This window comes from Actinospica durhamensis, assembly GCF_018139695.1.
GTDB classification, from domain to species: Bacteria; Actinomycetota; Actinomycetes; order Streptomycetales; family Catenulisporaceae; genus Actinospica; species Actinospica durhamensis.
Genome location: NZ_JAGSOG010000014.1, coordinates 47,958 through 67,121 on the forward strand (window position 1 = coordinate 47,958; position 19,164 = coordinate 67,121).

Genomic DNA, 19,164 nt, shown 5'->3' on the forward strand with positions numbered 1-19,164 from the left:
CGGTCGAGGCGGCGGGGGCCGGTGATGTACGGGATCTTACTCAGCGGCGGGCGCGGCGGAAGCCTTGGGCTTGGGGGTGAAGTCCACCCCGGCCTCCTTGCGCTGCTCCGGGGTGATGGGCGCCGGGGCGCCGGTCAGCGGGTCGCCGCCGGAGGCCGTCTTCGGGAACGCGATCACGTCACGGATCGTGTCCGCGCCGGTGATCAGCGCGACCGTGCGGTCGAGGCCGAAGGCGATGCCGCCGTGCGGAGGCGGGCCGTAGTTGAACGCGTCGAGCAGGAAGCCGAACTTGGACTCGGCCTCCTCCTGGCTCAGCCCGATCGCCTCGAACGCGCGCTGCTGCACCTCGCGGCGGTGGATACGGATCGAGCCGCCGCCCAGTTCGGTGCCGTTCAGGACGAGGTCGTAGGCGTTGGACAGGGCGCTGCCCGGGTCCTTGTCGAAGCCCTCGAGCCACTCCGGGGTGGGCGAGGTGAACGGGTGGTGCACCGCGTGCCAGCCCGCGAACTCGCCCTTGTCGTCGGTGAGCGGCTCGAACATCGGGAAGTCCACGACCCACAGGAAGGCCCACCGGGACTCGTCGATCAGGCCGCCGCGGCGGCCGATCTCGAGCCGGGCGGCGCCGAGCAGCTCCTGCGAGGCGGTCTTGCCGCCCGCGGCGAAGAACACCGCGTCGCCCGCAACCGCGCCCACGGCCTCGGCCAGGCCGGCCAGGTGCTCGGCGGAGAGGTTCTTGGCCACCGGGCCGCGCGCCTCGCCGGTCTCGGCGTCGAAGACCACGTAGGCCAGGCCCCGGGCGCCGCGCGCCTTGGCCCAGTCCTGCCAGCCGTCGAGCTCCTTGCGGGTCTGCCCGGCGCCGCCCGGCATGACCACGGCGCCGACGTACTCGGCCTGGAACACGCGGAACTCGGTGCCCTGGAAGTAGCCGGTCAGCTCCACCAGCTCCTGGCCGAAGCGCACGTCCGGCTTGTCCGAGCCGTAGCGGGCCATCGCCTCGACGTAGGTCATCCGCGGCAGCGGCAGCGGGATCTCGACCCCGGCGACCCGGCTCCAGATCCGCTGGTAGATCTTCTCCGCGAGCGCGAGCACGTCCTCCTGCTCGACGAAGGACATCTCGATGTCGAGCTGGGTGAACTCAGGCTGCCGGTCGGCCCGGAAGTCCTCGTCCCGGAAGCAGCGGGCGATCTGGTAGTACCGCTCGAGGCCGCCCACCATCAGCAACTGCTTGAACAGCTGCGGGGACTGCGGCAGCGCGTACCAGGAGCCCGGCTGCAGGCGCACCGGCACCAGGAAGTCGCGGGCGCCCTCGGGCGTGGCCCGGGTCAGGTACGGCGTCTCGACGTCGAAGAAGCCGTTCTCGTCCATGACCTCGCGGATCACCCGGGTCACCCGGGCCCGGGTGCGGATGTTCGCGGCCATGTCCTCGCGGCGCAGGTCCAGGTAGCGGTAGCGCAGCCGGACCTCTTCGTTGATGTTCGAGCTCTTGTGCTCGTCGATCGGGAACGGCAGCGGCGCGGCCTCGGAGAGCACCTCGACCGTCTCGACCACGACCTCGACCTCGCCGGTGGCCAGGTCGGGGTTGGCGTTGCCCTCGGGGCGCGGACGCACCTCGCCGGTCGCCGCGACGCAGTACTCGTTGCGCAGGTCGTGCACCGACTCCATGTCGCGCACCACCACCTGCACGACGCCGGAGCCGTCGCGCAGGTCCAGGAAGGTCACGCCGCCGTGATCGCGGCGCCGGGCCACCCACCCGGCCAGGGTGACGGTAGTGCCAGCGTCGGCGGCCCTGAGGGTCCCCGCCTCGCGCGTGCGGATCACGACAACTTCTCCTTGATCGTCGGAATGATCTGGTCGAGCGCCACCGGGATCTGCTCCCCGCTGGCCAAGTCCTTGAGCTGGACCAGGTTATCGGCGAGGTCGCGCTCCCCGGCCACCAGGGCATAGCGCGCGCCGGAACGGTCCGCCGCCTTCATCGCGCCCTTGACCCCGCGCGTGCCGAACACGATGTCGGCGCTGACGCCGAGCCGGCGCAGGTCGCGCACGACGCCGAACAGCAGCCGCCGCGCCTGCTCGCCCAGCGGAACGGCGAAGACCTCGACCCGCGAGGTCTCCTTCTCCAGCACGCCCTCGGCCTCCATGGCCAGCACGGTCCGGTCCACCCCGAGCGCCCAGCCGACCGACGGCAGCGCCGGTCCGCCCAGCAGCTCCGACAGCCCGTCATACCGCCCGCCGCCGCCCACGGCGGACTGCGAACCGAGCCCGTCGTGCACGAACTCGAAGGTGGTACGGGTGTAGTAGTCGAGGCCGCGCACCAGGTTCGGGTCGTCCTCGAAGGCGACCCCCGCGTCGGTGAGCAGCTCGCGCACCTCGGCGTGGAAGGCCTTGCAGTCCTCGCACAGGTAGTCGCCGATCATCGGCGCGCCGGCCAGCTGGGCCCTGACCTCGGGGCGCTTGTCGTCGAGCACCCGCAGCGGGTTGATCTCGATCCGCGCCCTGGTCGCCTCGTCGAGGTCGAGGCCGCGCAGGAACTCCTGCAGCGCGGCCCGGTAGACCGGGCGGCAGGTGGCGTCGCCGAGCGAGTTCAGCAGCAGTTTGACGTTCGTGAGCCCGAGCCCGCGGAAGGCGTCCACGGCCAGGATGATCAGCTCGGCGTCCACCTGCGGGTCCTCGGAGCCGAGAGCCTCCGCGCCGACCTGGGAGAAGTGCCGGTAGCGGCCCTTCTGCGGCTTCTCGTAGCGGAAGTAAGAGCCCGAATAGTAGAGCTTCACCGGCAGCTGGCCGGCCTTGTGCAGGTTCGCCTGGAGCGCGGCGCGCAGGACCGAGGCCGTGCCCTCGGGCCGCAGCGTCAGCGAGTCACCGCCCTGCGAGGTGAAGGTGTACATCTCCTTGTTCACGATGTCCGTGGACTCGCCCACGCCCCGCTTGAACAGGGCCGTGTCCTCGAACACGGGGGTCTCGGCGTACTGGTAGCCGGCCAGGCGCACCGTGCGCGCCATCGCCTCGCGTACCGCGAGGAACGCCGCCGAGTCCGGCGGAAGCAGGTCGAAGGTGCCCTTCGGTGCCCGAAAGGTGGTCATGCTCGTACTCGTTTCGTCTCAGGTCGTCGGGTGGCTACAGACCGGGACGGGCGGAATCGACGCTCCTGAGTCCCCGCAGGAACGGATTCGACGCGCGTTCCCGGCCGATCGTGGTGCGGCCTCCATGCCCCGGCAGGACGAGGGTGTCGTCCGGGCGGGGCAGCACGACGCGGGCCAGGGAGACGTTCATCTCCGCCGGGTCCCCGCCGGGCAGGTCGCTGCGGCCGATGGAGCCGGCGAACAACAGGTCGCCGCTGAACATGACGTCCGGATCCCCGGCGTCGTCCAGGCGCGGCAGCGTGAAGGTCACCGACCCCTTGGTATGGCCGGGCGCGTGGTCGACGACCAGGTCGAAGCCGAGCACCGAGGTCAGCCCAAGCGCCTTGCCGTCGGCCAGTTCGCGCACCTGCTCCGGCTCGGTGAAGGTGACCCCCCCGACCATCGCGGCGAACTGCGCCGAGACGCCCTTGAGCGGGTCGGCCAGCATGAACCGGTCGGCCGGATGAATGTAAGCAGGGACGTCGTGCGCGCCGCAGACCGGGGTGACCGACCACATGTGGTCCAGGTGACCGTGCGTCAGGATGACGGCGGCCGGGCGCAGCCGGTGCTCGCGCAGCAGCTCGGTGAGCGGGCCGACGGCGTCCTGGCCTGGATCGACGACCACGCAGCGCTCGCCGGGCCCGGGCGCGACCACGTAACAATTCGTGCCGAAGCTGCCTGCGGGGAACCCTGCGATGAGCACCGTTCGTCCTGATTTCTACCGGTTGCGGTTCGGGCGTGACATCCCGGCCAGCCTACCGGCGCGGTGACGGGCTTAGGAAACCATAACAATGGGCGCGCGCTCTTAAGTCGGCGAGCACTTCACACGTACACTGCGTGCGGGGCCGTCGGGCACGGGCGGTGGGCACCGGGGACGGGGCTCGCGCCGAACCAGGGATCAGCGCGGAAGCGACGAGGAGACTTACGGACGTGGCCAGCACGAAGGACCGCCAGCGGGCGCTGGAGCGAGCCCGCTACGAGCGGGTTCAGGGCAAGATTCAGCAGAAGCGCCGCGAGACCCAGCGCCGCAGGCGCATCGCGATCGTCAGCACGGTCGCGGCCGTGGTGGTGGCCGGCGGACTCGTCGCCGCGTTCGCCATCCCGAGCAGCAACAACTCGACCAAGACGGCGGCGAGCACCAGCACCGCGTCGGCGAGCGCCAGCGCGAGCGCGTCCTCCACCGCCGCCGCGAACCCGCTCGCGTACGAGGCCTCCGGCACCGCCGCCAAGTCCGGCATCGCCGTCCCGACGTACAACGCGGCCGACGCGGAGAAGACCTACACGGTCACGCTCGCCACCAACCGCGGTGACATCGTGATCAGCATGGACGGCAAGGCAGCGCCGTACACGGTCTACTCGTTCGTGTACCTGGCGCAGAAGGGCTACTTCGACAACACGAAGTGCCACCGCCTGGTGTGGGCCTCCGGCCTCTTCATGCTCCAGTGCGGCGACCCGACCGGCACCGGTCAGGGCGGCCCCGGCTACACCATCCCGGACGAGAACCTGGCCTCGCTGGGCGCGGCCGGCTCCTCCGGCACCGTGACCTACAAGACCGGTGTCGTCGCGATGGCGAACACGGGTGCGGCGCACACCGGCGGCAGCCAGTTCTTCCTGGTCGGCGAGGACTCCACGCTGGCCCCGACCTACACGCCGTTCGGCACCATCACCAAGGGCCTGGACATCCTCCAGAGCATCGGCAAGGCGGGCGCCGCCGCCGCGGACAGCAACGGCAACACGCCGCCCAAGGACGCGACCACCATCGAGAAGGTCACGATCCAGGCGAGCTGAGCGGTTTAGCTGGATTCACCCTCCCGTCCGCCCCGCGTGCGCCTGTAGAGTGCCCGGTGCGGGCGGGAGTCCGTCCGTAGTGAACGTAGGAGGACTACCGTGTCCGACGGCGAGCAGCCCACCATCGCGACCAGCGCGGCGATCGAGAGCGGCGCCGGCGAGGTGAGCGCAGCGACCGAGGCGCCGCAGGGCGCCGGCGAGCCGACGCCTGTCGCGAACGAGACCGTCGCGAACGAGGCCGTGCCCGTCGCCGCGGCGCCCGCCGCCGAGCCGGTGCCTGACGCCGAGCCCGAGCCCGCGCCCGCCGCTGAGTCGGCGCCCGCCGCCGAGCCCGAGCCCGTCGCCGAGCCGTCGCCGTCTCCGGCGCCGGTGCCTGCCGCGCCGGTGCCCACCGCGCCCGTTCCCGCCGCCCCGGTTCCCACCGCGCCGGTGCCTGCCGCGCCGGCCGTCGAAGCCAAGAGCTCGTGGGGCCGGGTCGCGGTCGACGGGACCGTGTTCGTACGCACGGCCGAGGGCGACGAGCGCGAGATCGGCAACTGGGCGGCCGGCACCCCGGCCGAGGGCCTGGCGTTCTACCAGACGCGCTTCGACGGCCTGCGCACGAAGGTCGACCTGCTCGAGCGCCGGCTGCGCTCGGACCAGGGCGGCAAGGACGCGGCCGCGACGCTGGCGGAGCTGCGCGGGGCGATCACCGACGCCCACGCGATCGGCGACCTCGCCGCGCTGCTGGGCCGGCTGGACGCGCTCGAGCAGCTGGCCGAGCAGCGCCGCGCCGCGCGCAAGGAGGCCAGGGCCAAGGAACTGGTCGAGGCGGCCGAGCGCAAGGAGCACATCGTCGCCGAGGCCGAGTCGCTGGCCGAGTCGGGCCAGTGGAAGTCCACCGGGGAGCGGCTGCGCGCGCTGGTCGAGGAGTGGAAGGCCGTCCCGCGGCTGGACCGCAAGGCCGACGACGAGCTGTGGAACCGCTTCGCCACCGCCCGCTCCGCCTTCGCCAAGCGCCGCAAGGCCCACTTCGCCGAGCTCGACTCCGAGCGCGAGGCCGCCCGGGCCCGCAAGGAGGAGCTGGTCGAGCAGGCCGAGGAGCTCGCCGCCCAGCCGATCACCCAGCCGACCGACTGGGCCGAGAACGCCCAGGGCTTCCGCGACCTGATGGCCAGTTGGAAGAAGGCCGGCCACGCCCAGCGCGACGTCGAGGACAAGCTGTGGGTGCGCTTCAAGGCGGCCCAGGACGGCTTCTTCGCGGCCCGCAACGCCGACCTTGACCGCCGCGACACCGGGTTCAAGGAGAACCTGGCGCGCAAGGAGGAGCTGCTGGTCGAGGCCAAGGCCGTGCTGCCGGTGACGGATCTGAAGGCGGCCAAGTCGGCCCTGCGCGCCGTCCAGGAGCGCTGGGAAGACGTCGGCCCGGTCCCGCGCGACGCGAAGTCGCGGATCGAGGGCCAGCTGCGCGACGTCGAGCGCGCCGTGGCGGACGCCGAGCAGGCCGAGTGGCAGCGCACCAACCCCGAGGCCCGTGCCCGGGCCGAGGCGACGGTCCGTCAGCTCGAGGCCTCGCTGGAGAAGTTCGAGACCGAGCTGAACAAGGCCAAGGCGGCCGGCAACGCCCGCAAGGCCGCCGACGCCGAGGCCGCGATCAGCGCTCGGCGCGAGTGGCTCGAGCAGGCCCAGTCGGCCCTGGCCGAGTTCACCCGGTAGTCCGCCGCACCGCGGCGCACCGGCCGGCGGCTCACCCGATCGAGCGAAAGGCCCGTCCCCCGGAAGGGGACGGGCCTTTCTCGCACGCTCGTTCGGGCTCAGGGCCCGGACTCAGGGCTCAGGACTCAGGGCCCTCAGACGTTCTCAGACCCGGTAGACGTCGTAGACGCCCTCGATGCCGCGTACGGCCTTGAGCACGTGGCCGAGGTGCTTCGGGTCGCCCATCTCGAAGGTGAAGCGGCTCGTGGCCACCCGGTCCCGGGAGGTGTTGACCGTCGCGGCCAGGATGTTGACGTGCTGGTCGGACAGCACCCGGGTCACGTCCGAGAGCAGGCGCGAGCGGTCCAGCGCCTCTATCTGGATCGAGACCAGGAAGACCGAGGAGGCGGTGGGCGCCCACTCGACCTCGACCATGCGCTGCGGCTGGGCCTTGAGCTGCTCGATGTTGGTGCAGTCCGCGCGGTGCACCGAGACGCCGTTGCCGCGGGTGACGAAGCCCATGATGGCGTCGCCGGGCACCGGGGTGCAGCACCGGGAGAGCTTGATCCAGACGTCGTCCACGCCCTTGACCAGCACGCCCGGGTCGCCGCCGGAGCGCTTGCGCTCGCGCCGGTCGCCGGGCAGGGTCGGCAGGGTGGACTCGGCCAGGTCCTCCTCGGCGCCCTCTTCGCCGCCGAGCGTCTGGAGCAGGCGCTGGACGATGGACTGGGCCGAGACGTGGTTCTCGCCGACGGCCGCGTACAGCGCGGAGATGTCGGCGTAGTGCAGGTCCAGCGCGATCGAGGACAGCGCCTCGCTGGAGAGCAGCCGCTGCAGCGGCAGGCCCTGCTTGCGGATCGCCTTGGCGATCTGCTCGCGGCCCTGTTCGATGGCCTCCTCGCGCCGCTCCTTGGTGAAGTGCGCGCGGATCTTGTTGCGGGCCCGCGGGGAGGCGACGAAGCCGAGCCAGTCGCGGCTCGGGCCGGCCGTCGGGGCCTTGGAGGTGAAGATCTCCACCACGTCGCCGTTGTCCAGCTTGGACTCCAGCGGCACCAGGCGGCCGTTGACGCGGGCGCCGATGCAGTGGTGGCCGACCTCGGTGTGCACGGCGTAGGCGAAGTCCACCGGAGTCGAGCCCGAGGGCAGCGGGACGACGTCGCCCTTCGGGGTGAACACGTACACCTCGGAGGCGCTCAGGTCGAAGCGCAGCGCGTCCAGGAACTCGCCCGGGTCGGCCGTCTCGCGCTGCCAGTCGAGCAGCTGCCGCAGCCAGGCCATGTCGCCGGGGCCGGTGTCCGGGGACTTGTCGCCGGAGTTGCCCGCGCGCGCGTCCTCCTTGTACTTCCAGTGCGCCGCGACGCCGTACTCCGCCCGGCGGTGCATGGCGTGGGTACGGATCTGCAGCTCGACCGGCTTGCCCTCGGGCCCTATCACGGTCGTGTGCAGCGACTGGTACATGTTGAACTTGGGCATCGCGATGTAGTCCTTGAACCGGCCGGGGACCGGGTTCCACCGCGCGTGGATCGTGCCGAGCGCCGCGTAGCAGTCGCGCACCGACTCGACCAGGACCCTGATGCCCACCAGGTCGTAGATGTCGGCGAAGTCGCGGCCGCGCACGATCATCTTCTGGTAGACGCTGTAGTAGTGCTTAGGCCGGCCGGTCACGGTGGCCTTGATCCGGGCCCCGTGCAGGTCGCCCTGGACGATGTCGGTGACCTGGGCCAGGAACTCCTCGCGCTTGGGCGCGCGCTCGGCCACCAGGTGCACGATCTCGTCGTACATCTTGGGGTAGAGGATGGCGAAGGCCAGGTCCTCGAGCTCCCACTTGATCGTGTTCATGCCCAGCCGGTGCGCCAGCGGGGCGTAGATCTCGAGAGTCTCGCGGGACTTCTGCTCCTGCTTCTCCCGCTTCATGTAGCGCATGGTGCGCATGTTGTGCAGCCGGTCGGCCAGCTTGATGACCAGGACCCTGATGTCCCTGGCCATGGCCACGACCATCTTGCGCACGGTCTCGGCCTGCGCGGCCTCGCCCAGCTTGACCTTGTCCAGCTTGGTCACGCCGTCCACCAGCAGCGCGACGGTGTCGCCGAAGTCGCGCCGGAGCATGTCCAGGCTGTAGTCGGTGTCCTCGACCGTGTCGTGCAGCAGCCCGGCGCACAGGGTGGGCACGTCCATGCCCAGCTCGGCCAGGATGGTGGTCACCGACAGCGGGTGGGTGATGTACGGGTCGCCGCTCTTGCGCCGCTGCCCGCGGTGGTAGCGCTCGGCCACCTGGTAGGCGCGCTCGAGCTGGCGCAGGTCGGCCTTGGGGTCCGAGGCCCGCACGATCCGGAACAGCGGCTCGAGCACCGGGTTGGGGCCACCCGCGCGGGCGCCGCCCAAGCGGGCGAGCCGGGCGCGGACGCGGCTGGAGGGCTGCGACGGAGAGGGAGCCGGCACCGGCAGCGCGGGCAGGCGAGACGCAGGTGCCGAACGCTCGATGCTCGGCGCCGCCTCAGAAGTCTCCGGCGTAGTCGTCAAGCCACCGCCTCCAGTAAATCCGACTGGGCGTACTCCGGGTTCCATGGTATCGGTTGCTGCCCCCGTGAAGACAGCTCTTGATGAGGAACCAGCCCTGACCTGCGGATATGTGGGCAAAAAAACACGATGGAGGGAGAAAACGGGCAGTTTTCCCGCTCCGGGCGCCCCGGCCGGGCGGCCGCGGGAGGTCCGCCGGGCGGGCCGTCGGGCGGGCCGGCGGCCCGGCCTCAGACGGCCAGCAGGGCGTGCACCGGCATCGCGGGGGCCTCGGCGGACAGCCGGGCCCGGCCGTCGAGGAAGGTGAGCTCGAGCAGGACGGCCAGGCCCACGGTCTCGGCGCCGCACTCGCGGATGGCCTGGAGCGCGGCGGCCGCGGTGCCGCCGGTGGCCAGCACGTCGTCCACGATCAGCACCCGGTCGCCGGGCTGGAACGAGTCGCGGTGGATCTCGAGCACGGCCTCGCCGTACTCCAGCTGGTAGGACACCGCGAAGACCTCGCCGGGGAGCTTGCCGGCCTTGCGCACCGGCACGAAGCCGAAGCCGCCGTCCACGGCCACCGGCGCGGCCAGGATGAAGCCGCGCGCCTCGAGGCCGACCACCTTGGTCGCGCCGAGCTCGGTCGCGATCCGCACGAACTCGGCCGTCATCGCGCCGAACGCGGCGGGCTCGGCGAGCAGGGGGGTGATGTCCTTGAACACGACGCCGGGCTTCGGGTAGTCCGGCACGTCGCGGATGTGGGACGTCAGGAGTGCGGAGAGGTCGGCCGCCTCGGCCGTCGGCTGAGTCACCTCAGCAATCTACCAACGCATCGGGGGTCACGCGCCGCCGCCCCCGGCTCCACGAGGGAACCGGGGGCGGCGGGTGCCACTGCTTGTGCTCAGCGCTTCTTCTTGCGCTGCGGCTGGCTGCGCTGCGTACCGCGCGGCTGGACCACCCGGGACGACGGGGCCTGGCCGGCCGCGCTGACCACGATCGAGGGCCCGCCGACCGAGACGGAGCTCGGAGCCTCGGCGGCTGCGTTGTCCGCGGCAGCCGCGCGCGCGGCCTCCTTCTGGGACCGCGCGGCGATGCGGGCCTCGTGGGCGCGCACGGCCGGGTTGCGCTCCTTGATCCACACCAGCAGCGGGGCCGCGAGCAGGATCGAGGAGATGGTACCGGCGGCGATACCCACGAACAGCGCGAGCGCGATGTCCTGGAGCACGGCGGCCTGGGAGAGCACACCGCCGACCATCAGCGCGACGACCGGGATGACCGCGATCAGCGAGGTGTTGAGCGAACGCATCAGGGTCTGGTTGACGGCCAGGTTCGCCGCCCGCTCATACCCCATCCGGTCCGTGTCCACGTAGAGTCTGCGGTTCTCCTTGATCTTGTCGAACACGACGACCGCGTCGTAGATCGCGTAACCGAGGATGGTCAGGAAGCCGGTGACCGTGGCGGGCGAGACCTGCAGACCCGACCACGCGTAGACGCCCACGGTGATCACGACCACGTTCAGCAGCGAGACCAGGGCCGCGACGGCCATCTGCCACTCGAAGAACACGGCCAGATACAGCGTCACCAGGACGAGGAAGACCAGCAGCGCCTCGAACGCGTCCTTGGACACCTCGTGGCCCCAGCTGGCGCCGACGTCCTGGACGTTGATCTTGTCCGTGTTGACGTCGGCCGCCTTGGCCAGGGCGTTCTTGAGGTTGTTCTCGGTGGTGAGGCCGATGGTGGTCGTGGTCACCGTGATCTGGCGGCCGGCGCCGCCGGTGGTGATCGTCTCCTCCTGGACCACCGGCGCCGAGACGCCGTTGGCGACGGCGACGGAGGTGGCGTCCGCGGTGGAGAGCGTCTGGGTCGGCACGGTCAGCACCGTGCCGCCGGTGAAGTCGACGCTGAAGTGCAGGCCGCGCACGCCGAGGCCGATCGCGGCCAGCAGCAGCACGACGCCGAAGGAGGCGAACCAGCGCTTGCGGTGGCCGATGACCTCGACCGCGGTGTCGCCGCTGTAGAGCCGGTTGCCCAGCGAACTGAACTTGCCCAGGCGGGACATCAGGCCTCCACGCTGTGCTGGTTGGATTCGTCGTCCGTGCCCTGCGCGTCGGCCGACTCGGCCTCGGCCTGGCGGCGGCGCTCGGCGATGGTCATCCGGTTGCGCCCGGAGCCGGCGCGGTAGCTGCCCTGGCCCTGGCGCGAACGGCCCAGGCTCTCCGGGTCCAGGCCCGACCACGGGTGGCCGTTGCCGAAGAAGTTCGTCCGGGAGAACAGGGTGACCATCGGGACGGTGAACATGAAGATCACCACGAGGTCGATCACGGTGGACAGGCCGAGGGTGAAGGCGAAGCCCTGCACCGAGCCGACCGTGAGCAGGTAGAGCACCACGGCCGCGATCAGGGTCACCGTGTCGGACGCGATGACCGTGCGCCGGGCGCGCAGCCAGGCGTGGCTGACCGCGGAGCGCACGGATCTGCCCTCACGCAACTCGTCTCGCAACCGTTCGAAGAATACGACGAACGAGTCCGCGGTGATACCGATGGCCACGATCAGACCGGCGACGCCGGGCAGCGACAGGGTGAAGCCCATCAGCGGACCGAACAGGCACGCCAGCGCGAAGGTCAGCGCGGCGGCCACCAGCAGGCTGGAGATGGCCGCGACGGACAGGCCGCGGTAGTACAGGATGACGTACAGGAACACCAGCAGCAGACCGATGCCGCCGGCGATCAGGCCGCCGTCGAGTTCGGAGCTGCCGAGCGTCGGGGAGACGATCGAGACCTGGCTCTGCTGGAAGTTCAGCGGGAGCGAGCCGTAGCTGAGCGTGGTGGCCAGCTGCTTGGCGGTCTGCTCGGTGAACACGGTGCCGTTGATCGTGGCGGTGCCGCCGGTGATCGCCTCCTGCACGACCGGGGCGGACTGCACGATGCCGTCGAGGGTGACCGCGAACTGGCCGCTGCCGGAGGAGTTCTGGACCTCCTGGTAGAGCGCGGTGGTCTCGGTCGCGAACTCTGCCTTGCCGGTCGCGTCGAAGGACAGGTCGACTTCCCAGGCGCCGGTCGCGATGCCGGTGCTGCCCACCGTCTGGGTGGCGATGGCGCTGTCGACGTGCTTGCCGTCGATCACGGACGGGCCGAGCAGGTACTTGTAGCCGTCGAGGCCGCAGGTGGCGAGGTAGTCGCCGGCCTTGACCACGCCGACGTTCTTCAGGCTGGCCTTGTCGCTGCAGTTGAGCGCCTCGTAGGCGGAGACGGCCTGGCTCTCCTGGGCGGAGGCCGAGGCGCTGGCCGAAGCGCTCGCCGCGGCGGCGCTGGAGGTGGCCGTGGCACTGCTGCTCGCGGCCGGGGACGCGGTGCCGGTGGTGTCGGCGGAGGCCGAGGCGGTCGCGGCGTCGGCCTTGACCGTGCCGGACTCGGACTGGCCGGTGGCCGACTCACTGGCGGTGCTGGACGAGCTGGCCTTGGCGGTGGTGGTCGCCGTGGCGCTGGTGGACGAGCTGGCCTTGGCACTGGCCGACGGCGTCGCGGTGGAGCCGGTCGACGAGGTGCTCGGGCTGGCGCTCGTGGTCGGGGTGGGCACGCCCGCGGCGGACGCGAGGACCGGCCGGAAGTAGAGGTGGGCGGTGGCACCGATGGAGTTGACCGTGGCCTGCGAGAACTGGCCGGGGATCTCCACGTCGATCGTGTTGGACCCCTCCTTGGTGACCGTCGCCTCGCTCACGCCGTAGCCGTTGACCCGCTGCTGCATGATCGAGACGGCCTGGTCCATGTCGGCGGAGGAGGGCGTGGCGCCCTTGGTCCCCATCTCCGCGGTGAACACCGCGGAAGTGCCGCCGGCCAGGTCGATCGCGAGCCGCGGGTGCGTGGCGTTGACGCCGAACATCGTCGCGTACAGCGCGACCAGGACTACGCCCAGGGCTAGCAGCGGTCGCCACGGCCGCTGGTTCGACGCCCCCCGGGCCCGGGTGGAGAGCAGGCCGGAGTACTTCTTGCTCCGGGCCTTTTTCGCAGCCACGTTCCTTCTCCTCGGTGAATTGACATGCGGGCCCCGGGCCCCGGCGTACCCGGTAGGGTCCACCGCGTGCCCAGGCCGCGCTCACTGTCGGTATGTCGCGTTACGTCCGATGAGAGACGACGGTGGGCCCGCGCCGGTTCCCCGGGCAGGCCGGCCGGTCCCCCCGGCGGGCGAGGCGCTTCAGCCGACCTTCTGCTCGGGCTTGGCGTCTTCGTGCTCTTCGGACTCGTCGGCGGCCGACTCCTCGGCTGCGGCCTCCTCCTCGGCGGGGGTGAGCTCGTCACCGTAGGTCGAGGTCTCGGCGCTCTCGGGCTGGGTCACACCGGCGATGGCCTGCTTGGTGAACTTCAGCTTCACCCCGGGAGTGGTCTCGATGACGACGTACTCGTCGGTCAGCTCGAGGACCGTGCCGATGACACCGCCGATGGTGCGCACCTCGGCTCCGGGAACGAGCGCGGTCTGCATCATCTGCGACTGGGCGGCCTGCTTCTTGCGACCGCGGCTGGTCATGAACATGAATGCGCCGCCGATGACGACGACGTAAATCAGAATCAGGGAACTCATGGTCGGCTGTTCTTCCGGGATCGCGCCGGGACCGGCCCGGACTTCGATCTGCTCGCGGAGGGTCCGGCACGCATGACGGGCACTCCAGGTCACGCGGAGTCTATGCGGTCATACTTGCCGAGACAATCAGACTCACTCCCGCCGACGCCGTTGTGTGCCGAACAGTGACCCCGCTTCTCAGGCTCCCGCCGGACCCGTCCCGCGGCCGGGCGTGTCCGGCCGGTCCCGGGCGACACGCCGACCAGGGCCGGGAGGTGCGGCGATACGCGGCCGCCGGTCGCGGACCGGGGCGAAGCGGTCACCGGTGCGGCGGGATTCTTATAGGACGATCAGGTTTTTCACGGGAACTTCAGAGTTCAAGATTTTCAGGTGGATTCAGGGTGCGGCCGGGGCGCGTCGCCGTGCGGCGGCGGTTCCGGGACCTCGCCCGAGGCACCCGCGCTAGTCGGAGGCGCCGTCGAACAGTGCGTCCTGTCCGGCGCCCGGCGCGGTGCGGGGCATGGGCAGACCGAGGTGGCGCCAGGCCGCGGCGGTGGCGATGCGGCCGCGCGGGGTGCGGGCGAGCAGGCCCTGGCGCACCAGGAAGGGCTCGGCGACCTCCTCGACCGTGTCGGTCTCCTCACCGATCGCGACGGCCAGGGTGGACAGGCCCACCGGTCCGCCGCCGAACAGGTTGAGCAGCGCGCCGAGCACGGCCCGGTCCAGCCGGTCGAGTCCGCGTTCGTCCACCTCGTAGACCGCCAGGGCCGCGCGGGCGGCCTCGACCGTGCCCCGGCCGTCCCCCTTGACCTCGGCGAAGTCGCGCACGCGGCGCAGCAGCCGGTTGGCGATACGCGGGGTGCCGCGGGAGCGGGAGGCGATCTCGGCGGCGGCCTCGGCATCGACGTCCAGGTCGAGCAGCCGGGCCGAGCGGTGCACCACCTGCTCGAGGTCGATCGGGTCGTAGAACTCCATGTGCGCGGTGAAGCCGAAGCGGTCGCGCAGCGGGGCCGGCAGCAGGCCGGACCGGGTGGTGGCGCCGACCAGCGTGAACGGCGGGAGTTCGAGCGGGATGGCGGTGGCGCCGGGTCCCTTGCCGACGATGACGTCGACCCGGTAGTCCTCCATGGCCATGTACAGCATCTCCTCGGCCGGCCGGGACATCCGGTGGATCTCGTCGAGGAAGAGCACCTCGCCCTCGCTCAGCGAGGACAGGATCGCGGCCAGGTCGCCGGCGTGCTGGATGGCCGGGCCCGAGGTGATCCGGATCGGCATGCCGAGCTCATTGGCGATGATCATGGAAAGGGTGGTCTTGCCCAGCCCGGGCGGCCCGGCCAGCAGGATGTGGTCGGGCGCCGCGCCGCGGCCCTTGGCGCCGTGCAGCACCAGTTCGAGCTGCTGGCGCACCTTGTGCTGACCCACGAAGTCGGCCAGCGTCTTGGGCCGAAGCGCGGCCTCGACGGCGCGTTCCTCCTGGTCGGCGCCGCCGTCCAGGATCTGGTTCTCCGGCATCTGTCCCCCCTCTATCGCCGCATCGAGCGCAGAGCGGCCCGCAGCAGCACCGGCAGTTGCGGGCTCTCGCCCCTGGCCTCGGCCTCGGCCGCGAGCGGTTCGACCTCGGCGAGCGCGCCCTCGGCGTCACGGGCGGTCCAGCCGAGCCCGGTCAGCGCCTCGAGCAGCTGGCCGCGCCACGGGGTGACGCCCGGGGCCGCCTCGCCCTCGCGGCTGGCCGGGACCTTGCCGGTCGGCTCGCCGAGCCGGCCCTTGAGCTCGATCAGCAGCTTCTGCGCGCCCTTGGGCCCGATCCCCGGCACGAGGGTGAGGGCCTTGAGATCCTGGGTGGCGAAGACGGTGCGCAGCGTGTCCGGGCGGTGGGTGGCGAGCATGGCCATGGCCACGCGCGGGCCGACGCCGCTGGCCGTCTGCGCCACCTCGAACACCACCCGCTCGTCCTCGGTGCCGAAGCCGTAGAGGGTGAGCGAGTCCTCCCGCACCACGAGGCTGGTGTGCAGGCGGGCGGACTGACCGACCGTCAGCCCGGCGAGCGTGTCCGGATTGCAGTGCACCAGCAGGCCCACCCCGCCCACGAGCACGACCGCGCCCTCCGGGCCGGCCGTGACGACCTCGCCCTCGACAAAGCTGATCACTCGCGCCTCACCTGAATCCACTCCCGCGTCCGCGCCCGCGAACCCTGTGCAGGGGAACGCTACCGGACGGCGCCGACAAGCCCCGCTTTTCCAGGGCCTCGGCGATCCGATCGGCCGCGCCGCCGCGCCAGACGTGGCAGATGGCCAGGGCCAGCGCGTCGGTGGCGTCCACCGGTTTGGGTGCCTCGCTGAGTTTGAGGATCCTGACGACCATCGCGGCGACCTGTTCCTTCTGCGCCCGCCCGTCGCCGCTCACCGCCGCCTTGACCTCACTGGGGGTGTGCAGCGCGACCGGCAGTCCGCGCCGGGCGGCGGCGACCATGGCCACGCCCGCGGCCTGCGCCGTGCCCATGATGGTGCGCACGCCCTCCTGCGCGAACATCCGCTCCACCGCGACCGCGTCCGGCTCGTACTCGTCGAACCACTCGGCGATCTGCACGTCGATGCCGAGCAGCCGCTCGTGGATCGGGGCGCCGACCGGGGTGCGGATGACTCCGGCCGCGACCATCTTCAGCGGGGCGCCGAGACGGCCGTCGACGAGGCCGATGCCCATCCGGGTCAGGCCTGGGTCCACTCCGAGCACGCGCATCCGCCCAATCTACCGGGCCGCGCGGACAAGGGCGGGCGGCGTGTAAGTGGATACTGCCTCCCGTGCGTATGAGGGGTGTGGACCACGAACCCGAAGAGGACTTCGCAGAGTTCTACCGCGCCTGCGCGGATGCCTGCCTGCGTGCGGTGTACGCGTCGGTGGGCGACCGGGCGCTGGCCGAGGATCTGACCGCCGAGGCGTTCGCCCGCGCCTACGCGTCCTGGCGCACGATCTCCCGGCATCCCGCCCCCACGGCCTGGGTGGTGCGGACGGCGCTGAACACGCACGTGTCCTGGTGGCGGCGCCGAAAGCGCGAAGTGGCCTGGAGCGACGGGCTCGACCTGGCCGCGGCCGCCGAGCCTGCGCTCGCGCTCGATCCGGCGATCCTGGCCGCGCTGTGGAATCTGCCGACCCGTCAGCGCCAGGTGCTGGCTCTGCGGATCTTCCTCGACCTCGACACCGAGACCACGGCGAGCGCGCTCGGCATCGCGCCCGGCACGGTCACGGCACACCTCTCCCGGGCCACCGCCACGTTGCGCGGCGCGCTGGCCTCGGCACGCGAACAGGAGGCGAGCTGATGACGATCGAACAGGATGATCAGGATATTTACGATGAAGTGGGTGCGGCGTTCGACCACGTCCACGCGCCCGGGGACGGCGCGGAGGCGGTGCTCGCGCGGGGACGGGTACTGCGGCGTCGGCGCCGGGCCATGCCCGCGGTCGCGGCGGCCTGCGTGGTCGCGGCCGCGCTGGGGCTCGGCCTGACCATGACCGGAGGGACGGGCTCGAGCACGGTGGCCGCCCCGACCGTCAGGGCGAGTGTCGTCCCGATCAACGTGGACACTGCGTCCTACTCGGTGCACACCGACCCGAAGACCGGCTACGTCACGATCAGCCTGTGGCGGCAAGGCGGTGCGGACGAGCTCAGGAAGGTGCTGGCGGACGGGGGTATCGCCTCGTATTTCTACTTCGCCACCGTGACACCGGTGCCGGGCAAGCTCTCCTGCACCTGGATCGGCGGGAAGGAGGAGAACTCGCGGTCCGCGTTCGTGTCCGTGGAAATGGACGCCACGAGCATCACCGTCGATCCGGCGAAGATGCCGCCCGGCTCCGCGGTCGTCTTCCAGAGCCTGCAGTTCACCCCCTCGGCAACCGGCCCGGGATACTCCGGGGTGGCGGAGTCGGGCAGGTTCGCCCTGCTGTCCGCCGAGCCCACCGGCTGCGCGTACTGAACCGGACGGAACACAACGGCCGGGGCCCGCACGCCGATCTCTCGACGTGCGGGCCCCGGCCTCGCGTATGCGCGAACAGACGTCTCACTCTTCGTCCAGGATCGCCATGATCTCGTCGCTGACGTCGAAGTTGGCGAAGACGTTCTGCACGTCGTCGCTGTCCTCGAGGGCGTCGATGAGCTTGAAGATCTTGCGCGCGCCCTCCTCGTCGAGCTGCACCTGCAGGTTCGGCATGAACGGCGACTCGGCCGAGTCGTACTCGATCTTCGCGTTCTGCAGCGCGGTGCGCACCGAGATCAGGTCGCCGGGCTCGGAGATGATCTCGAAGGCCTCGCCCGCGTCGTTGACCTCCTCGGCACCCGCCTCGAGCACCACCTCGAGCAGCGAGTCCTCGTTCACCCCGTCCGCCTTGGGCACGATGACCTGGCCCTTGCGGCCGAACATGTAGGAGACCGAGCCGGGGTCGGCCATCGAGCCGCCGTTGCGGGTCATCGCGACCCGGACCTCGGAGGCGGCCCGGTTGCGGTTGTCGGTCAGACACTCGATCAGCAGGGCCACGCCGTTGGGGCCGTAGCCCTCGTACATGATGGTCTGCCAGTCGGCGCCGCCCGCCTCGGCCCCGGAGCCGCGCTTGACCGCGCGGTCGATGTTGTCGTTCGGGACCGAGCTCTTCTTCGCCTTCTGAATCGCGTCGAACAGCGTCGGGTTACCCGCGATGTCGCCGCCGCCGGTGCGCGCGGCCACCTCGATGTTCTTGATCATCTTGGCGAAGAGCTTGCCGCGCTTGGCGTCGATCACGGCTTTCTTGTGCTTTGTGGTCGCCCACTTGGAGTGGCCCGACATAGCCTTCGCTCCCTCTCGCTCACGTACGTGTGCGCACCCGTGCGCACGGACAAGTCACAGCAATCCTCGGGTCGGCAAGCCGATCAGCGCGACGCCCGGACCATCTGCGCGAACACGCCGTGGACCCGGTGGTCCCCGGTCAGCTCCGGGTGGAACGAGGTCGCCAGCAGACTCCCCTGCCGAACGGCGACGATCCTACCCGTAGCCGGTCCGCCACTGACGCGCGCCAACACCTCGACCCCGGACGCGTCCTCGTCCACAGCCTCCACCCACGGGGCGCGGATGAACACCCCGTGCAGCTCGCCGTCGATCCCGGCGAACGAGATCGGGCCCTCGAACGAGTCGACCTGGCGGCCGAAGGCGTTGCGCCGCACCGTGATGGCGATGCCGCCGAAGGTCTGCTGGCCCTCGGCCGCGTCCAGCACGTGGTCGGCCAGCATGATCATGCCGGCGCACGAGCCGTACGCGGGCATGCCCTCGGCCAGGCGCTTGCGGATCGGCTCGAACATGTCGAAGGCCGTGGCCAGCTTCCACATGGCGGTGGACTCGCCGCCCGGTATGACGAGTCCGTCCACCGCGTCGAGCTCGGCGGCCCGACGCACCGGGACGGCCCTGGCGCCGACCGCGGCCAGGGACGCGGCGTGCTCGCGCACATCGCCCTGCAGCGCGAGCACGCCGATCGTGACGTCGTTCACTTCGGGGTTTACCTGTATCGCTTCCGTGGGT

17 protein-coding genes are annotated in these 19,164 nt (G+C 71.2%); 4 read left to right on the forward strand and 13 right to left on the reverse strand.

Annotation, left to right across the window (positions count from 1 at the left end):
• Positions 1 to 36 precede the first annotated feature (36 nt).
• From aspS to KDL01_RS05315, 3 genes are read right to left on the reverse strand one after another with little or no spacing between them, the layout of a single operon-like run.
• The gene (gene aspS, locus KDL01_RS05305) at positions 37 to 1,818 is read right to left on the reverse strand and encodes an aspartate--tRNA ligase (protein WP_212527187.1); all 1,782 of its coding nucleotides are present in this window, start codon (positions 1,816 to 1,818) and stop codon (positions 37 to 39) included.
• Positions 1,815 to 3,077 (reverse strand): histidine--tRNA ligase, encoded by a 1,263-nt coding sequence (gene hisS / locus KDL01_RS05310; protein ID WP_212527188.1) that lies wholly within the window; start codon positions 3,075 to 3,077, stop codon positions 1,815 to 1,817. The genes aspS and hisS overlap by 4 nt, the downstream gene beginning before the upstream one ends.
• A gap of 34 nt (positions 3,078 to 3,111) precedes the next feature.
• Positions 3,112 to 3,819, reverse strand: coding sequence for an MBL fold metallo-hydrolase (locus KDL01_RS05315; RefSeq protein ID WP_212527189.1), 708 nt, complete (start codon positions 3,817 to 3,819; stop codon positions 3,112 to 3,114).
• Positions 3,820 to 4,046: 227 nt separating this feature from the next.
• Between KDL01_RS05315 and KDL01_RS44395 the strand changes: the two genes are divergently transcribed.
• Positions 4,047 to 4,904: a peptidylprolyl isomerase gene (locus KDL01_RS44395; protein ID WP_212527190.1), complete on the forward strand. Its 858-nt coding sequence runs from the start codon at positions 4,047 to 4,049 to the stop codon at positions 4,902 to 4,904.
• A gap of 429 nt (positions 4,905 to 5,333) precedes the next feature.
• The gene (locus KDL01_RS45120; protein WP_212527205.1) at positions 5,334 to 6,599 is read left to right on the forward strand and encodes a DUF349 domain-containing protein; all 1,266 of its coding nucleotides are present in this window, start codon (positions 5,334 to 5,336) and stop codon (positions 6,597 to 6,599) included.
• Positions 6,600 to 6,743: 144 nt separating this feature from the next.
• Here KDL01_RS45120 and KDL01_RS05330 read toward each other — a convergent pair whose 3' ends face one another.
• The 8 genes from KDL01_RS05330 to ruvC all read right to left on the reverse strand — a co-directional run bounded on the left by KDL01_RS05330 (position 6,744) and on the right by ruvC (position 16,364).
• Positions 6,744 to 9,143 carry a RelA/SpoT family protein gene (locus tag KDL01_RS05330; RefSeq protein WP_212527191.1) on the reverse strand — a complete coding sequence of 800 codons (2,400 nt, stop codon included), beginning with the start codon at positions 9,141 to 9,143 and terminating at the stop codon, positions 6,744 to 6,746.
• 182 nt (positions 9,144 to 9,325) lie between these two features.
• The gene (locus tag KDL01_RS05335; protein ID WP_307846109.1) at positions 9,326 to 9,886 is read right to left on the reverse strand and encodes an adenine phosphoribosyltransferase; all 561 of its coding nucleotides are present in this window, start codon (positions 9,884 to 9,886) and stop codon (positions 9,326 to 9,328) included.
• Positions 9,887 to 9,975: 89 nt separating this feature from the next.
• Positions 9,976 to 11,133, reverse strand: coding sequence for a protein translocase subunit SecF (gene secF, locus KDL01_RS05340; RefSeq protein WP_212527192.1), 1,158 nt, complete (start codon positions 11,131 to 11,133; stop codon positions 9,976 to 9,978).
• A complete protein-coding gene (gene secD / locus KDL01_RS05345) occupies positions 11,133 to 13,085 on the reverse strand; it encodes a protein translocase subunit SecD (protein ID WP_212527193.1) in 1,953 nt (650 codons plus the stop codon). The genes secF and secD overlap by 1 nt, the downstream gene beginning before the upstream one ends.
• Before the next feature lie 180 nt (positions 13,086 to 13,265).
• Positions 13,266 to 13,649: a preprotein translocase subunit YajC gene (gene yajC / locus KDL01_RS05350; protein WP_212527194.1), complete on the reverse strand. Its 384-nt coding sequence runs from the start codon at positions 13,647 to 13,649 to the stop codon at positions 13,266 to 13,268.
• 441 nt (positions 13,650 to 14,090) lie between these two features.
• Positions 14,091 to 15,140 (reverse strand): Holliday junction branch migration DNA helicase RuvB, encoded by a 1,050-nt coding sequence (gene ruvB, locus KDL01_RS05355; protein WP_212527195.1) that lies wholly within the window; start codon positions 15,138 to 15,140, stop codon positions 14,091 to 14,093.
• A gap of 11 nt (positions 15,141 to 15,151) precedes the next feature.
• A complete protein-coding gene (ruvA, locus tag KDL01_RS05360) occupies positions 15,152 to 15,775 on the reverse strand; it encodes a Holliday junction branch migration protein RuvA (RefSeq protein ID WP_212527196.1) in 624 nt (207 codons plus the stop codon).
• Between the two features lie 7 nt (positions 15,776 to 15,782).
• On the reverse strand, positions 15,783 to 16,364 hold the full coding sequence (gene ruvC / locus KDL01_RS05365; RefSeq protein ID WP_212527197.1) for a crossover junction endodeoxyribonuclease RuvC: 582 nt from the start codon (positions 16,362 to 16,364) through the stop codon (positions 15,783 to 15,785).
• Positions 16,365 to 16,432: 68 nt separating this feature from the next.
• Between ruvC and KDL01_RS05370 the strand changes: the two genes are divergently transcribed.
• Both KDL01_RS05370 and KDL01_RS05375 read left to right on the forward strand, forming a co-directional pair.
• A complete protein-coding gene (locus tag KDL01_RS05370; protein WP_212527207.1) occupies positions 16,433 to 16,942 on the forward strand; it encodes a SigE family RNA polymerase sigma factor in 510 nt (169 codons plus the stop codon).
• On the forward strand, positions 16,942 to 17,595 hold the full coding sequence (locus KDL01_RS05375; protein ID WP_212527198.1) for a hypothetical protein: 654 nt from the start codon (positions 16,942 to 16,944) through the stop codon (positions 17,593 to 17,595). The genes KDL01_RS05370 and KDL01_RS05375 overlap by 1 nt, the downstream gene beginning before the upstream one ends.
• A gap of 84 nt (positions 17,596 to 17,679) precedes the next feature.
• On the opposite strand, the gene KDL01_RS05380 is transcribed toward KDL01_RS05375, so the two are convergent.
• Together KDL01_RS05380 and pdxT are read right to left on the reverse strand one after the other, a co-directional pair.
• Positions 17,680 to 18,438, reverse strand: a complete 759-nt coding sequence (locus KDL01_RS05380; protein WP_212527199.1) for a YebC/PmpR family DNA-binding transcriptional regulator — start codon at positions 18,436 to 18,438, stop codon at positions 17,680 to 17,682.
• An 83-nt stretch (positions 18,439 to 18,521) separates the two neighbouring features.
• Complete coding sequence (gene pdxT, locus KDL01_RS05385; protein WP_212527208.1) at positions 18,522 to 19,133, reverse strand: pyridoxal 5'-phosphate synthase glutaminase subunit PdxT; 612 nt, start codon at positions 19,131 to 19,133, stop codon at positions 18,522 to 18,524.
• Positions 19,134 to 19,164 lie beyond the last annotated feature (31 nt).

Excerpts from the sequence above, each read along its gene's own strand:
- hisS (WP_212527188.1), bottom strand. The coding sequence starts at position 3,077 with ATGACCACCTTTCGGGCACCGAAGGGCACCTTCGACCTGCTTCCGCCG.
- KDL01_RS05330 (WP_212527191.1), bottom strand. The coding sequence starts at position 9,143 with ATGGAACCCGGAGTACGCCCAGTCGGATTTACTGGAGGCGGTGGCTTG.
- secF (WP_212527192.1), bottom strand. The coding sequence starts at position 11,133 with ATGTCCCGCCTGGGCAAGTTCAGTTCGCTGGGCAACCGGCTCTACAGC.
- yajC (WP_212527194.1), bottom strand. The coding sequence starts at position 13,649 with ATGAGTTCCCTGATTCTGATTTACGTCGTCGTCATCGGCGGCGCATTC.
- ruvB (WP_212527195.1), bottom strand. The coding sequence starts at position 15,140 with ATGCCGGAGAACCAGATCCTGGACGGCGGCGCCGACCAGGAGGAACGC.
- ruvC (WP_212527197.1), bottom strand. The coding sequence starts at position 16,364 with ATGCGCGTGCTCGGAGTGGACCCAGGCCTGACCCGGATGGGCATCGGC.
- KDL01_RS05370 (WP_212527207.1), top strand. The coding sequence starts at position 16,433 with ATGAGGGGTGTGGACCACGAACCCGAAGAGGACTTCGCAGAGTTCTAC.
- KDL01_RS05375 (WP_212527198.1), top strand. The coding sequence starts at position 16,942 with ATGACGATCGAACAGGATGATCAGGATATTTACGATGAAGTGGGTGCG.
- KDL01_RS05380 (WP_212527199.1), bottom strand. The coding sequence starts at position 18,438 with ATGTCGGGCCACTCCAAGTGGGCGACCACAAAGCACAAGAAAGCCGTG.